At 48.0% G+C, this 13,539-nt stretch carries 15 protein-coding genes; 8 read left to right on the forward strand and 7 right to left on the reverse strand.

Annotation, left to right across the window (positions count from 1 at the left end; all coding sequences use genetic code 11):
* Positions 1-14 precede the first annotated feature (14 nt).
* Genes FJD32_RS00105 through def form a run of 5 tightly spaced genes read right to left on the reverse strand, consistent with a single transcriptional unit; the run spans position 15 to position 5,661 of the window.
* The gene (locus tag FJD32_RS00105; protein ID WP_037413506.1) at positions 15-1,457 is read right to left on the reverse strand and encodes a TrkH family potassium uptake protein; all 1,443 of its coding nucleotides are present in this window, start codon (positions 1,455-1,457) and stop codon (positions 15-17) included.
* 11 nt (positions 1,458-1,468) lie between these two features.
* The gene (gene trkA / locus FJD32_RS00110) at positions 1,469-2,878 is read right to left on the reverse strand and encodes a Trk system potassium transporter TrkA (protein ID WP_037429374.1); all 1,410 of its coding nucleotides are present in this window, start codon (positions 2,876-2,878) and stop codon (positions 1,469-1,471) included.
* Positions 2,879-2,893: 15 nt separating this feature from the next.
* On the reverse strand, positions 2,894-4,180 hold the full coding sequence (gene rsmB, locus FJD32_RS00115) for a 16S rRNA (cytosine(967)-C(5))-methyltransferase RsmB (protein ID WP_140907436.1): 1,287 nt from the start codon (positions 4,178-4,180) through the stop codon (positions 2,894-2,896).
* 2 nt (positions 4,181-4,182) lie between these two features.
* Complete coding sequence (fmt, locus tag FJD32_RS00120) at positions 4,183-5,139, reverse strand: methionyl-tRNA formyltransferase (protein WP_140907437.1); 957 nt, start codon at positions 5,137-5,139, stop codon at positions 4,183-4,185.
* Positions 5,140-5,154: 15 nt separating this feature from the next.
* Entirely contained in the window at positions 5,155-5,661 is a 507-nt protein-coding gene (gene def, locus FJD32_RS00125) for a peptide deformylase (protein WP_037429378.1), read from the reverse strand.
* A 125-nt stretch (positions 5,662-5,786) separates the two neighbouring features.
* Here def and FJD32_RS00130 point away from each other — a divergent pair, with 125 nt between their 5' ends.
* The 6 genes from FJD32_RS00130 to hemF all read left to right on the forward strand — a co-directional run bounded on the left by FJD32_RS00130 (position 5,787) and on the right by hemF (position 10,830).
* Positions 5,787-6,929 carry a LysM domain-containing protein gene (locus FJD32_RS00130; protein WP_037429380.1) on the forward strand — a complete coding sequence of 381 codons (1,143 nt, stop codon included), beginning with the start codon at positions 5,787-5,789 and terminating at the stop codon, positions 6,927-6,929.
* A gap of 83 nt (positions 6,930-7,012) precedes the next feature.
* Positions 7,013-8,029 (forward strand): DNA-processing protein DprA, encoded by a 1,017-nt coding sequence (gene dprA, locus FJD32_RS00135; protein ID WP_055647938.1) that lies wholly within the window; start codon positions 7,013-7,015, stop codon positions 8,027-8,029.
* A gap of 2 nt (positions 8,030-8,031) precedes the next feature.
* The gene (locus tag FJD32_RS00140) at positions 8,032-8,508 is read left to right on the forward strand and encodes a DUF494 family protein (RefSeq protein ID WP_011070451.1); all 477 of its coding nucleotides are present in this window, start codon (positions 8,032-8,034) and stop codon (positions 8,506-8,508) included.
* A 123-nt stretch (positions 8,509-8,631) separates the two neighbouring features.
* On the forward strand, positions 8,632-9,195 hold the full coding sequence (locus tag FJD32_RS00145) for a topoisomerase DNA-binding C4 zinc finger domain-containing protein (RefSeq protein ID WP_037429392.1): 564 nt from the start codon (positions 8,632-8,634) through the stop codon (positions 9,193-9,195).
* Between the two features lie 131 nt (positions 9,196-9,326).
* Entirely contained in the window at positions 9,327-9,893 is a 567-nt protein-coding gene (locus FJD32_RS00150; protein WP_037413519.1) for an L-threonylcarbamoyladenylate synthase, read from the forward strand.
* A gap of 28 nt (positions 9,894-9,921) precedes the next feature.
* Entirely contained in the window at positions 9,922-10,830 is a 909-nt protein-coding gene (hemF, locus tag FJD32_RS00155) for an oxygen-dependent coproporphyrinogen oxidase (protein ID WP_037429386.1), read from the forward strand.
* Positions 10,831-10,861: 31 nt separating this feature from the next.
* Here hemF and FJD32_RS00160 read toward each other — a convergent pair whose 3' ends face one another.
* Positions 10,862-11,299: a group II truncated hemoglobin gene (locus tag FJD32_RS00160; RefSeq protein ID WP_037413521.1), complete on the reverse strand. Its 438-nt coding sequence runs from the start codon at positions 11,297-11,299 to the stop codon at positions 10,862-10,864.
* Positions 11,300-11,470: 171 nt separating this feature from the next.
* Here FJD32_RS00160 and aroE point away from each other — a divergent pair, with 171 nt between their 5' ends.
* Positions 11,471-12,349 (forward strand): shikimate dehydrogenase, encoded by an 879-nt coding sequence (aroE, locus tag FJD32_RS00165; RefSeq protein ID WP_055647939.1) that lies wholly within the window; start codon positions 11,471-11,473, stop codon positions 12,347-12,349.
* A gap of 20 nt (positions 12,350-12,369) precedes the next feature.
* Positions 12,370-12,645, forward strand: coding sequence for a DUF1488 domain-containing protein (locus FJD32_RS00170; RefSeq protein ID WP_037413524.1), 276 nt, complete (start codon positions 12,370-12,372; stop codon positions 12,643-12,645).
* A 56-nt stretch (positions 12,646-12,701) separates the two neighbouring features.
* Here the strand turns inward: FJD32_RS00170 and FJD32_RS00175 are convergent, their stop codons facing one another.
* Positions 12,702-13,250 carry a gamma carbonic anhydrase family protein gene (locus FJD32_RS00175; RefSeq protein WP_055647940.1) on the reverse strand — a complete coding sequence of 183 codons (549 nt, stop codon included), beginning with the start codon at positions 13,248-13,250 and terminating at the stop codon, positions 12,702-12,704.
* Positions 13,251-13,539: the final 289 nt, after the last annotated feature.

Below are 13,539 nucleotides of genomic sequence, written 5' to 3' on the forward strand. Positions count from 1 at the left end.
GATGACTGATACGACTAGTATTTCCAAAAACTGGGATGGAATAGTACGGCCACAGTTAAAATCTCTAAGCGTCCTAGCAACATACCTAATGCAAGCGCCCACTTAGCCAGATCGGGCAGTGTCGAGAAGTTACCCGCTGGGCCAATAATCGGCCCAAGTCCTGGGCCAACGTTGGTGACTGCGGTAATTGCGCCAGTAAAACTGGTCATGGGGTCGAGCCCTGTCAACACCAAAATCACCGAAAGCCCAACAATCACAAACATAAATAGCAGCACAAAGGTGATCAGCGAGCGCACAATATCCTCACTGATCAGGCGGTTATTATAGCGCTCTCTAAATATCCCATTGGGATGACATTGCTGCTTTAACTGTTCGCGCATAATGGCGCCAGCAATTTGAAAGCGGAAGATTTTGATCCCGCCAGAGGTCGAGCCAGAGCAGCTACCGACAAACATTAAGAACAGAAAAGCGATATTAGCAAATGCGCCCCACGTGCCATAGTCGGTTAAACCATAGCCCGTGGTGGTCACAACAGATACGACGTTAAAGCTGGATAATCGTAATGCATCAATCAAGGCGATATCGCGGGTTTGCCATAACCAAACACCAATAAAGCAAGAAACAAAGGTCAGAAAAAATAAGAAGCCTTTGACTTGGGCATCATTCCAAACGCTTAAATCGCGCTGTTGGATCATCTGCACAAACATCAGCAGGGGTAAACCTCCCGCCGCCATAAAAACAACACCAACCCAATGGGCAGAATTGGAAAACGCCGCCATCGAATTATCTGAGGTTGAATAGCCTCCCGTCGACAGTGTGGTCATCGCATGGTTGATGGCTTGAAACCACGTCATGCCTGCAACATGGTAGGCAATACAGCAGATAATAGTCAGTAAAATATAGATAAAGAATAAATGCTTAGCCATGCTTTGGGTACGAGGAACAGCCTTGTCACTCCAATCCGATGACTCAGTGCGGAACAGCCGCATACCACCAACGTTTAAGAAGGGCAGAATCGCAACCGCCATCACGATAAAGCCAATGCCACCGAGCCATTGCAATAACGAGCGCCAGATTAAGATACTGTGATCCATCGTATCTAACCCTGAGAGCACGGTTGAACCTGTGGTGGTAATACCGGACATGGTCTCGAAGAAGGCATCCGTATAACCTATACCGTGGTAAAGCGTAAAAGGCATGGCGGCAAACAGACTCACGATCAGCCAAGTTAGGCTGGTGAGCAGAAACATATCTCGAATATTGAGGTTAATAGCCTTACTTTGGCCGTTATGCAAACACAGGCTGGCGCAAATCCCAGTGACTAAAGCCGATAACATGAAAGAGCCAACGGTCTCCTCGCCGTTGAATGCGGCAAGAAGTAAGGGCGCTAACATAAAGGCTGTTAACATCGATAAAAACAGCCCTAAAATAAACAATAACGGTCTAAAGTTCAGCATAGGATGATGACTTAAAAGAAGAAGGCGCTAGGTTGGAACAGCTTTTCGACTTCGCCGATAAATTTTTTGTTTACCAAAAACAAAATCACGTGATCCCCTTGCTCAATCACTGTTTTATCATGAGCCATCAACACTTCCTCATTCCGCACAATGGCGCCAATGGTGGTTCCCGGCGGCAGCTTGATATCGCCAATCGCCTTGCCAACAACTTTAGAGGTGCTGGAGTCGCCATGGGCAATGGCTTCAATCGCTTCGGCGGCGCCGCGGCGTAAGGAATACACGTTACAGATATCGCCTTGGCGGATATGGGTCAGTAAGGCTGAAATCGTCGCCTGCTGGGGTGAAATCGCGATATCGATATTAGCTTCTTGCACAATATCCACATAGGCTTCGCGCTGGATCAGCACCATCACCTTTTTCGCCCCCATGCGCTTGGCTAGCAGGGCGGACATGATATTGGCTTCATCATCGTTAGTGACGGCAATAAACACATCGGTTTGGTCGATATGTTCTTCGAGCAGTAACTCTTGATCTGAGGCGTCACCACAAAATACTGTGGTGTTTTCAAGTTGTTCGGATAGAGACTCTGCGCGTTCGAACTTGTGTTCAATCAATTTGACTGAATGGGTGCGCTCGAGGCGTTTAGCCAGGCCTAAGCCTATGTTACCACCGCCGGCAATCATGATATTGCGGTAGGAGTTATCCAGCTTTTGCATCTCACTCATCACCGCGCGGATATGGCGACTGTCGGCCACGAAAAATACTTCGTCATCGGCTTCGATAATAGTCGTACCGCGGGGCATGATAGGGCGACCTTGGCGGAAAATTGCCGCCACCCGGGTATCAATATTTGGCATATGCTCGCGAAGCGCGGCCAAGGCATTACCGACTAAAGGGCCGCCGTAATAGGCGCGAACTGCAACCAAACTTAAGCGGCCTTCGGCAAATTCGAGCACTTGCAGCGCACCGGGATATTCAACCAAACGTTGAATGTAAGCGGTCACTAACTGCTCAGGTGCGATAAGTTCATCGATCACAAAACCGCCGCGAGGACGCCCATCGCTATTTTTGGTCTCACTGTCGATAAATAATTTATCGCGCATCGCCAGATAAGGTTCGGAGCGAATACGGGCGATTTTAGTCGGTGTACCAAATAGGCTGTAGGCCATTTGGCAGGCGACCATGTTACATTCATCGCTGTTCGTCACAGCAATCAGCATGTCGGCATCTTCGGCGCCAGCCTCTTTGAGCACATCGGGGTGGGCACCATGGCCCGCCACGACGCGAAGGTCATATTTATCCTGCAGGGCGCGTAATCTGGATTTGTCGCTATCGACGATGGTGATATCGTTGTTTTCACCCACCAAATTTTCGGCCAAGGTTCCCCCAACTTGACCCGCACCTAATATGATAATTTTCATGGCCTTGCTTACTTCCTAATGGGTCGCTTTCAATAAACGGGCGTAATAAAACCCATCCATGTTGTGTTGTCCCGGCGTGATTTGCCAACCTATATCTTGGCTTGAAGCCTGCTGGGCAAGTGTGTCTAGCTTAGCATCTGCGGTTCTGGCTAAAAATGCACTAATTTGGTCTCGATTTTCCTGCGGCAAAATAGAGCAAGTTGCATACAGGAGTGTGCCACCGGGCTTGAGCCACTTCCAGCAGTGATCGAGAATTTGTCTTTGCAGCTCTGCCAGTTCTTCGATGTCATGGTTTTTGCGTAACCATTTGATATCGGGATGGCGGCGGATAACGCCCGTCGCTGAGCAAGGTGCGTCGAGTAAGATACGATCAAATTGTTCACCCTGCCACCATGAGTCGATATTGGCCGCATCGCCATGAATAACTTCCGCTTTTAATGATAAACGGTCAAGGTTCTGTTGCACGCGCTCGAGACGTTTGGCATCGAAATCGACGGCAACCAGTTGGATGCTAGGTTCAAGTTCGAGTAAATGGCAGCTTTTACCGCCCGGAGCCGCACAGGCATCAAGAACCAGTTCATTCGCTTGCGGAGCCAGTAAGGTCGCGGCCCATTGGGCTGCGCCATCTTGCACTGATGCCGCACCTTCGTGGAAGCGTGGTAATGTCGCCACATCCTTGGGATGGGCAAGCAGGATTGCATCATCACTGAGGCCCGCACTGGCTTCTATTTCTAGTTCACTCAGGGCAGCAAGATATTCGTCGCGGCTTTGGGAGCGGCGATTGTTACGTAGCCACATAGGTGGACGCTCATGGCTTTGCTGGATTATCTCTTGCCAGTTGTCAGGATAAGCGGCTTTTAAGCGCTTAATTAACCAGCCCGGCGTGTTGTAGCTTAAGGTTTCAGATTCAGTGCTCAGAGGCGTTAATTGGCGCTGAATATTACGCAGCACCCCATTAACGACCTTTACCATTCCCTCAAACTTTAACTGACGGCAGGCCTCTGCGGTTTCGGATATGGCCGCATGGCTTGGTATGCGGGTGAAGTAAAGCTGGTAACAGCCAACAATCAATAGCTGGTGGATGATCCTTTGCTTACCTTTGAGGGGATTGGCCAAACATTCGGCAACGCGTTTTTCTATCTGTGGCAAAGTACGCATTACGCCGTAGCAGAGCTCGGCGAGCAGGGCTTTATCTTTACCACTAGCAAGATGCCTTTGCTGTTCTGGCAGGGCAACTGAAAGTGACACGCCTTTTTCTAATACGTCGAAGATGGCTTTGGCCGCCAGTGCTCGCAAGTTCATCATTATAGCGCCTCGTTATTGAGACGAGTATTTGGGGTAAACCACTCGCCGCGGGCATTGAGAATATCTGCAACGCTGAGGGGTTTCTTGCCGGGTAATTGCATGCTGAGTAGGGTTATCACACCATCACCGGTGGCGACTTCAATGCCTTTTTTACTGGCGCTGATAATAGTGCCGGGTGCGGCATTGCTGCTGGTGGTGCTGACTTGGGTCTGCCACACCTTGATAGTATTGCCTTGGTGCTCAAAGTAGCTCACTGGCCAAGGATTGAAGGCGCGAACCTCTTGCCATAATTGGGTCGCGGATTTAGTCCAATCTAACCTCGCTTCTTCTTTACTGAGTTTTTCGGCGTAGTTAGCTAAGGCTTCATCTTGCTTTTCAGCGGCTAAGGTGCCGTTGGCTAAACCCTCGAGAGCTTGCAGTAGCGCATCAGGTCCTTGCTGGGCTAACTTCTCGTAAAGACTTGCCGAAGTATCGTCATCTTCAATAGGCAAGTAGGTTTTTAGTAGCATATCACCCGTATCTAGGCCGACATCCATCTGCATAATCGTCACGCCGGTTTCTTTATCACCTGCCCACAATGCGCGTTGAATCGGCGCCGCACCGCGCCAACGAGGCAGAATTGAACCGTGAACATTGATACAGCCTAAACGCGGCGTATTAAGCACGACTTTAGGCAGGATCAAACCGTAGGCAACCACCACCATAATATCGGCATTAAGGGCGGCCAGTTGTTGCTGCGCGGGTTCTTTGCGTAGCGAACCAGGTTGATAAACGGGAATATTGTGGGCGAGCGCGAGCTCTTTCACTGGGCTGGCGGTGAGTTTTTTACCGCGCCCTGCGGGTCTATCAGGCTGTGTGTAAGCAGCAATCACATTGTGGTGTGAGTTAATCAGCGCCTGTAAATGGCGAGCGGCAAAATCCGGTGTTCCGGCGAAGATGATATTGAGTGGTTTCAAATCTGATCCTAATGCTTATTTGGCGTCTTGTTTGGCCGCTTTTTCAAGTTTCTGTTTGATCCGTTGGCGCTTCAATGGCGACAGGTAGTCGACAAATAACTTACCTTTCAGGTGATCCATTTCATGCTGAATGCAAATCGCAAATAGGTCATCGGCTTCAACGGTGAATTCATTACCGTGTCTATCCAGTGCTTTAACGGTAACAAATTCGGCGCGGTCAACCTTGGCATAGATACCAGGGACAGACAGACAACCTTCTTCGTTACAGAAATCACCGCTACTGGCAATAATCTCGGGATTGATAAAGACTTTAGGACGTTCAACCTCGTCTTGTAAATCCATGACGATCAGTTGTTTATGATAATCAACCTGGGTTGCGGCCAAACCAATCCCTTTTTCTTGGTACATGGTTTCGAACATATCATCGATTTGAGTTTGCAACTCAGCAGTAAACTCTGTGATAGGTTGTGCTTGAGTTCGCAATCTTTCATCGGGAAAGCGTAAAACTTTTAATAGTGCCATACTTAAACTCTTAACAAGTCTGTCAAATCTCAATCAGTTGGTTATACTGACTGAGGCTAATGGGTTAATTTTAATCTTTAGTGCCTATCAATAACAGTAAAAGCTCGATTTAAGAGCTAAACAACATGGACCGCACCATGAAACGGCTAATTTTACTTGCGTTAATGACCTTTCATTGCACATTGGTTTACGCTGACACTCTCACGTTGAAAGCAGGGTATCCAGAGTCATATGTGGTAAAGAAGGGCGATACCCTGTGGGATATTTCTGCAACCTTTCTAAATGATCCGTGGAAGTGGCCACGTTTATGGGATGTTAACCCTCAAATAGCCAATCCTCATTTAATTTATCCCGGTGATCAACTCACCTTAGTCTTTATCGATGGTCAACCCAGATTAGTGCTTAATGGCGCGAGTGCGAGTATTGGAGCCAGTGAAGCAAAACCCCATATTCGCAAAACTCCAGAGGGACGCGTAATTGCCAAGAGCAATGCGGTTCCTGCGGTTGATTTGGCATTAATCCAAAACTATCTCGTTCAAAACCGTGTGGTTGATGCTAGCTGGCTAGGCATGCAACCTATGGTACTCGGCGGTGAAAGCCCGTCGCGCCATCATATTGTTGGTGATGTGATTTATATCAATAGCGAATTACCTTTGCATCAAAAGTTAGGAGTCTATGAGCGTGGCCGAGAATTCTTTAATAAAGAAACGGGCGAGGCGCTAGGACAGGAAGCGATTCTGGCATCCACGGGCCAAGTCATTGAGTCTGGCAAAGTGTCTAAGGTAAAAATTCTGAGCAATTTCCGTGAAACCAAAGCGGGCTTTAGGGTGTTGCCGATGGAGGATGAAGCGTTAATGTCAGCTTACTTTACGCCAAAACCCGCAGAACTTAAGACGCCAGCGACCATATTGGCCATCGAGTCGAAAATGCGCGAAGCCGGTAAACTCAATGTTGTCTATCTTGATAAAGGTACGCAGGACGGTATTGAGCCTGGCGAGGTATTCTCCATTTATCGCGATGGCGAAGAAATCGTGATTAATAACGATGGCCAACCTGTGCCCTCGATGGAACGGACAGCCTATGACAATGTGGTTGCGTCACTTTCATCCGACAGGGCACTCAAAATGCCTGATGTTTACAATGGTAAGTTATTAGTATTCAAAGTGTTTGATAAAGCAAGTTTAGGATTGATTGTATCGACGGAGCGTTCTGTGCGGGTCGATGATAAATTAATCGCCCCAGATTCCTTAGCCTTTAGAGGTCAATAATCTCTGAAAACTTGGTTGATTGGTTAATTGTTAGTGCGGTATCTGGGCTCGGACCCGCTCGGACACAACAATTATTAACGCACATGGATGTGGACGACCTCAGGCAAAGGCTCGAGCATGAGAAACACTCGCTCCCTTTGTCTGACAATCAGCTCCACAGCTTGGTTATTGACTATCAAAAAGTCGATGCTGCTTTAGAGTGGCAACAACAGGCGGCACATCATCATTTAGTCTGTTTTTCCGATCCGCTTTATCCTCCGTTGCTAAAACAATTAACTGATCCACCCTGCGTTTTGTTTGTTAAGGGCTGCGTCGAGGCGCTAGCGATTCCATCTCTTGCTGTTGTGGGCAGCCGTAATGCATCTCCTGGTGGGTTACAGGTGGCTTATCAATTGGCTCGAGAGATGTCGGCGCTTGGATTTAGTATCTGTAGCGGCATGGCGATGGGGATTGATGGTGCGGCGCATAAAGCTTGTGTTGATCATGGTGGAAGAACGCTTGCCGTGCTGGGAACTGGGATTGATATTACTTATCCGCGCCGACATAAGCAGCTTTATGAGGATATTCAGCGCCAAGGCTGTATAATAAGCGAGTTTTGGCCAGATGTAGGGCCTTTTGCGGGCAATTTCCCGAAACGAAATCGCATCATTAGCGGTCTTTCTTTAGGGACGCTGGTGGTTGAAGCCTGTCGCAAAAGTGGTTCACTCATCACCGCAAGGTTGGCTATGGAGCAAGGGCGTGAGGTGTTTGCCGTGCCTGGCTCCATCCTAGGAGGATTTCACCAAGGCTGTCACGATTTATTACGTGATGGGGCAAAACTTGTGGAAAGCGCGGCCGATATAGTGGAAGAGCTGGCAAGTTTGACAGCCTTTCATCTTGAAGAACTCTACTCCAGCCACCATATACAGCAAGGTGAGATTTGTGATTTGCCATTTTCATCGCTGTTAGCTAGTGTAGGTTATGAAACTACAACAATTGATGCTGTAGTTGAACATAGTGGGAAAACGATAGATCTGGTGTTAGAACAAATGCTTGAACTTGAGTTGCAAGGTTGGGTTGTTGCAGTACCCGGTGGTTACGTCAGAGTAAAGAGGAGCTAGCCATGTTTGATATCCTCATGTATCTATTTGAAAACTATGTTCACAGTGAAGTCGAACTACTAGTTGATGAAGACGAGTTAACCAAGGAACTCACTCGCGCTGGTTTTCATCAGTCGGAGATTTTAAAAGCCTTAACTTGGTTGGAGCGTCTGGCAGAGTTACAGGAAGGGGATAAGCCTTACCTGTGTAATCATGATCAGCATTCGTTTCGGATTTACACCAAAGACGAAATGGAAAAGCTGGATGTGGAGTGCCGTGGATTCCTGCTATTTTTAGAGCAAGTTAAAGTGCTTAATGTCGAAACCCGTGAGATGGTGATCGACAGAGTCATGGAGCTTGATGAGCCTGCCTTGATCCTCGAAGATCTTAAGTGGGTTATTCTGATGGTGCTGTTTAATGCGCCCGGCCATGAGTCTGCCTATGAGCAAATGGAAGATTTAATTTTTGAGCAGCCTGAAGAAGGCCGGCTACATTCTTAAGTGTTGCGACGTGATAAATAATGAGAAAGGAGGCTAGCCCTCCTTTTTTGATGCCATATGTTTGTTGAGACCTGTGCGGTGAGTTATCTGCGGATTAGCCGCAATGACTAGTGGTAAATGATTATGTCTAAGATCGATGAACAACTATTTAGTGCCCATGAGCATGCACTGGAAAAAGAATACGAGTTATGCCCCGAATGTGGCAGCGAGTTGTCGGTAAAACACAGTAAGCATGGGAGTTTTATCGGCTGTAATAATTACCCAACCTGTGAATATACTCGTCCTTTAGTGCAGCACGAATCGATTGAAACCCAAGTGATTGAAGGTTCTAAATGTCCCGCATGCGGCCATGAGTTGGCTGTTAAATCGGGGCGTTTTGGCATTTTTATCGGCTGTACCCAATATCCCAATTGTACTCATATTGAAAGACCTGATCAGGAGAGCGATAAACCTGAGGTGGCCTGTCCTGAATGTAAAACGGGTAAACTTGAGCATCGAACCAGCCGTTTTGGTAAGAGTTTTTATGCCTGTAGCGCGTATCCCAAATGTAAGTTTATCGTCAATTATCCACCCGTTTGCGAAAGCTGCCCGAGTTGTGGCTTTGGGATTTTAGTCGAGCGTAAAGGTGCGGCGGGAATGCGTTTAGAATGCCCGCAAAAAAGCTGTAAATACAAACGAGCGCTTTAGTGTGATCGATCTCTCTAAAAGTTTGGCCGCTTAAACCGCCTTAGGTATAATCCCTGTCCAACCATGGATGGGGTAGCCAAGATGCCAAAATTTGTTTGGAAAAACGATTAAATCCATAAGGTAATCCTAAGATGTTACAGCTGCACCCCTCTGACATTAAAGACGTAGTGTTAAACGGTGGCGTTATCGCTTATCCCACTGAAGCCGTCTATGGTTTAGGCTGTGACCCAGATAATGATACTGCCATTCAAAAATTACTCGCCGTAAAACAACGTCCTTGGCAGAAGGGCCTTATCTTAGTGGCGAGCGAGTTTTCCCAGTTATTAGACTATGTTGATGAATCACAGTTGAGCGCCGAGCAGCTTGAGTTTGCCTTTTCTAAATGGCCAGGGCCTTTTACCTTTGTGATGCCGATTAAACCGCATGTCTCGCGTTATTTATCCGGTGAATTTGATTCTATCGCCGTGCGCGTCTCCGCCCATGAAGGTGTGCGGGCTTTGTGCCAAGCCTTGGGTAAACCACTCGTCTCAACCAGTGCCAACTTAGCCGGCGAAGATCCCGCACTTAGTGATGATGACATTCTCAACGCTTTTGAAGGCAAAATAGATGCCTTAGTGCTAGGCCAATTAGGTCAGCAGCGTCAGCCGTCCACCATTGTTGATGCTCGAAGTGGCAAGATTTTGCGCAACGGACAGTAACTAATTAATAAAAATAAGGATAAAAGCTATGAGTGTGCCAGATGCGACAGTGGTAAAAGCATTTTTACTCGATCTACAACATCGAATTTGTGCGGGTCTTGAGCAGTTGGATGGGCAAGCAAGCTTTGCAGCCGATTCATGGACGCGCACCGAAGGCGGTGGCGGCACCAGTCGGGTCTTAACCCAAGGTGCGGTATTTGAGCAAGCCGGGGTTAACTTTTCCCATGTGACAGGGGCTGCGATGCCCGCATCGGCAACGGCTCATCGCCCTGAACTGGCGGGTCGCAGCTTTGAGGCCATGGGTGTCTCCTTAGTGATTCATCCAAGAAATCCTTACATTCCAACCACCCATGCTAATGTGCGTTTCTTTATTGCCCATAAAGACGGCGCGGATCCTGTCTGGTGGTTTGGTGGTGGTTTCGATTTAACGCCTTACTATCCTTTCGAAGAAGATGTGCGCGAGTGGCATCAAAGTGCTAAAAATCTATGCCAGCCTTTTGGTGACGATGTTTATCCTAAGTATAAGAAGTGGTGTGATGAGTATTTCTTCCTGCCACATCGTAATGAAACCCGCGGTGTGGGCGGTCTGTTCTTTGATGACTTAAACCAAACAGGCTTCGATAAGAGTTTCGATTTTATGCAGGCGGTGGGCAACGGCTTCTTAACTGCATATGCGCCGATTGTTGAGCGTCGTAAAGAGACTCCCTATGGTGAGCGTGAGCGTGAGTTCCAGTTATATCGTCGCGGCCGTTATGTTGAGTTCAATCTGGTATACGACAGAGGCACTTTGTTCGGCCTGCAAACCGGTGGTCGCACAGAGTCTATTTTGATGTCAATGCCGCCATTGGTACGTTGGCAATATGCTTATACGCCAGAGGCGGGCAGCCCAGAGGCAGATCTTTACGATAACTACCTCAAACCTCGAGATTGGGTATAAGCACGCTAACACGAGTCGCGTAATCAGTACTTTACTGATTACGCATATGATCAGCCAGAGTTGAAATCGCCTCATAGATAGCGGCGCGATGCTCTGGCTTTTTTATGTGTTTTTCAATGGCAAACTTCATGCAAAATAGCCATTGATCCCGCATTGTCTCATCTACTGCGAAGGGCATATGCCGAGCGCGTAATGCGGGATGACCATACTTTTGCTGATATAACTGCGGACCGCCTAGCCAGCCACTTAAGAATTCATAGAGCTTTTGTTCCGACTCTGCAATCGGCGCACGGTGAATCGCGAATAAGGCTTGTGTTTCTGCTGAGCTTGCCATTTTCTGATAGAAACTATTGGCAATCGCGCGGATCACTTTGTCGCCACCAATTAAATCATAGGCATTAGACTGATTCGGATCCCTGTCATCCGACACGCTTGTGTGTTTACTAAAAATCTTTTTAAGCCAGTTCATAGGTCTAACTGCATTGCTGTCTACAATTTCGATGCGCGCATTATAGCCTGAATGTCACTGTGAAACCGAAGGCTAAAGTTAGGTACAACAACTTAGGCTCGCCACTAGGCTGTGCTACCGCCTAAAAGCGCGCTAGACTGCATGCCATTCACAGCCAATAGAATCCCGCAGATGACAAATATGCCCTCAGTAACTACGCCAGTACTTGATCGATATGCCGTGTTTGGCAATCCGATAGGTCACAGTAAATCACCCTTTATCCATGGACAGTTTGCGGCCCTTACGCAGCAGTCCCTGAGTTATGAAGCGATTCTGGCACCCATTGATGGTTTTGAGGCGAGTTTACGAGCATTTTTTCAGGCGGGAGGAAAGGGCGCGAATGTGACAGTGCCTTTTAAAGAGCAAGCCTTTGCCCTCTGCGATCGCTTAAGCGCCGAAGCGACACTGGCGGGGGCGGTCAATACCTTAAGTTTGTTGGCCGATGGCACAATTTATGGTGATAACACCGATGGTTTGGGGCTGGTGGCCGATCTTATTCGCCATCTCGGCAGTTTGCAGCATAAGCGGGTACTCTTGGTGGGGGCCGGCGGCGCGGCGCGCGGCTGTATTTTGCCATTGCTTAAGGCTGAAGTGGGTCAACTCGTCATCACTAACCGCACTCAAAGTAAGGCGCAGGCCTTAGTAGAGATTTTTAGCCAAGTACAACAAGGGCGTTACCGCGATACACTCCTGTCGATGCCGATGCCAGAGTTGTCGGGGGAGTTCGATTTAGTGATTAACTCGACCTCAGCGAGTCTAGCGGGAGAGCTACCGCCACTGCCACAGTCCATTATCGGCAGCAAGACGGCTTGCTACGATATGATGTATGGCGCAAAACCAACGGCATTTAATCAATGGGCTGTGCAACAGGGCGCTGCGCAAGTGATTGATGGACTGGGTATGCTTGTCGGTCAGGCGGCAAAGAGTTTTGCGCTCTGGCGTGGCGTCGAGCCAGATACCTCAGGAGTGCTTAAATTGCTCAGGGACAAACTACAGGCCGACGCGCAATAGAGGCTCAAGAGGAAGATAAAATGAATCAGAGTATTTTATTCCCCGATCTGCAACATTGGGATGAAACCCAAAAGCATATTTGCTTTATTGCCCAGCAGCAGGGAATGAATATTAAGTGTTATATCAGCGCACAGAAGTTGGCGCAGTTAAATGACTTTTCGCCCCAGCCTAATATCGATGAAGCGGCCGCCATGTTAGCGCTATTTGATGCGGTACGATTTGATGCTGAAGAAATGGCAGAAGCCTTAATTGAAGCAGAAGAGTTTGATGAATTTGGCGCAGTGCACTTAGGCTAAGAGCAAAATGAACAAGATGGCAGCTTAAACACTGCCATCACGATTTAATAGAAACACTACTCTGGCTGAGGTTCTGCCAAGTATTCGTTTTTCAAGCGCACATAGTTATCTGCGGATTCGGGTAAAAACTTCAATTCCGCTTCGGTTAACGGTCGCGCCTGTTTCGCAGGGCTGCCGACATATAAGTAGCCGCTCTGCAGCACTTTACCTGGTGGTACTAACGAACCCGCACCTAAAATCACATCATCTTCTAATATGGCACCGTCGAGGATAATGGCCCCCATTCCTACTAAAACACGATTGCCCACCTTGCAGCCATGCAGCATCGCCTTATGCCCAATCGTCACATCATCACCAATGATCAGTGGATGGCCTTCAGGACGAGAAGCGGATTTGCGGGTCACGTGCAATATGCTGCCATCCTGTACATTGGAGCGTTTACCAATTCGAATATGATTGACATCACCACGAGCGGCCACCATAGGCCAAATACTCGCGTCGGTATCTAAAGCAATGTCGCCAACGAGCACTGAAGCTTGGTCCACATACACATTATCGCCGAGTTGTGGATGAATTCCTTGGTAAGTTCTGAGTGGCCCAGACATAAAAAAGTCCCTAATTGAGTGGTTTTTAGCATTATAAAGGTTAAAAACTGACAGGTCAGGTCAAATATCCAACGAACAGTGCAAAAATGCCAATTATCTTAAAATTAGGGGTTGCACAAAAAGTTTCGCTGCCTATAATGCGCATCCACTGACACGGCAGACAGCGAAAGCCAACGCGGTTACAGTGCGAATCGAATGCAAATTGTGCAGTTGATTCGAAAGCCTCAAGAAGTTTGTAAAAACGCCTTGACGCGATAAGGGAAATGCGTAAAATACGCAGCCCTGACCC

The organism is Shewanella sp. LC6 (assembly GCF_006385735.2).
Classification (GTDB): domain Bacteria; phylum Pseudomonadota; class Gammaproteobacteria; order Enterobacterales; family Shewanellaceae; genus Shewanella; species Shewanella xiamenensis.

What these genes read in the sequence shown, in the direction of transcription:
- FJD32_RS00130 (WP_037429380.1), top strand. Translation starts at nt 5,787, where the DNA reads ATGGACCGCACCATGAAACGGCTAATTTTACTTGCGTTAATGACCTTT.
- FJD32_RS00160 (WP_037413521.1), bottom strand. Translation starts at nt 11,299, where the DNA reads ATGAACTGGCTTAAAAAGATTTTTAGTAAACACACAAGCGTGTCGGAT.
- FJD32_RS00175 (WP_055647940.1), bottom strand. Translation starts at nt 13,250, where the DNA reads ATGTCTGGGCCACTCAGAACTTACCAAGGAATTCATCCACAACTCGGC.
- aroE (WP_055647939.1), top strand. Translation starts at nt 11,471, where the DNA reads ATGACAAATATGCCCTCAGTAACTACGCCAGTACTTGATCGATATGCC.
- hemF (WP_037429386.1), top strand. Translation starts at nt 9,922, where the DNA reads ATGAGTGTGCCAGATGCGACAGTGGTAAAAGCATTTTTACTCGATCTA.
- FJD32_RS00105 (WP_037413506.1), bottom strand. Translation starts at nt 1,457, where the DNA reads ATGCTGAACTTTAGACCGTTATTGTTTATTTTAGGGCTGTTTTTATCG.
- trkA (WP_037429374.1), bottom strand. Translation starts at nt 2,878, where the DNA reads ATGAAAATTATCATATTAGGTGCGGGTCAAGTTGGGGGAACCTTGGCC.
- FJD32_RS00170 (WP_037413524.1), top strand. Translation starts at nt 12,370, where the DNA reads ATGAATCAGAGTATTTTATTCCCCGATCTGCAACATTGGGATGAAACC.
- dprA (WP_055647938.1), top strand. Translation starts at nt 7,013, where the DNA reads ATGGATGTGGACGACCTCAGGCAAAGGCTCGAGCATGAGAAACACTCG.
- FJD32_RS00140 (WP_011070451.1), top strand. Translation starts at nt 8,032, where the DNA reads ATGTTTGATATCCTCATGTATCTATTTGAAAACTATGTTCACAGTGAA.
- FJD32_RS00145 (WP_037429392.1), top strand. Translation starts at nt 8,632, where the DNA reads ATGTCTAAGATCGATGAACAACTATTTAGTGCCCATGAGCATGCACTG.
- rsmB (WP_140907436.1), bottom strand. Translation starts at nt 4,180, where the DNA reads ATGAACTTGCGAGCACTGGCGGCCAAAGCCATCTTCGACGTATTAGAA.
- FJD32_RS00150 (WP_037413519.1), top strand. Translation starts at nt 9,327, where the DNA reads ATGTTACAGCTGCACCCCTCTGACATTAAAGACGTAGTGTTAAACGGT.
- def (WP_037429378.1), bottom strand. Translation starts at nt 5,661, where the DNA reads ATGGCACTATTAAAAGTTTTACGCTTTCCCGATGAAAGATTGCGAACT.